The sequence below is a fragment of the Photorhabdus sp. RM71S genome (assembly GCF_042879355.1).
GTDB lineage: Bacteria > Pseudomonadota > Gammaproteobacteria > Enterobacterales > Enterobacteriaceae > Photorhabdus > Photorhabdus kayaii.
Map to the genome: position 1 here is coordinate 1 of NZ_JBHFKV010000251.1, position 298 is coordinate 298.

The 298-nt window shown below is 55.4% G+C and carries 1 pseudogene; it reads right to left on the reverse strand.

Annotated elements, in window-relative coordinates:
* Nucleotides 1-298 (reverse strand): annotated as a pseudogene (locus ACGF5R_RS24765) (hypothetical protein); the annotation flags it as partial.

Genomic DNA, 298 nt, shown 5'->3' on the forward strand with positions numbered 1-298 from the left:
AGAGCCGCTAGCGGGTTGTCGTGCGTCAGGGCCGAGGCGCACTTGCTGTGCCTGTTGCATACGCTCATCTAATGAAGCGCGGCGTGAAACGGGTGCTGATCCCGTTAATGCTAAAGTGCTGATAGCTTCACGTGCCGACATTTGAGTATTGAACGCCAGATGGGCGGCCATATCTGGGCGACCTGCGGCGTGCTTACTGCCGAAAATAGCGGCGCAACGCTTACGTTCGGCGCGACGACCTTCTTTTTTATCGTCATTATCTGCGGCATTTTCATCATCGTCATCAGCACGACGAGAC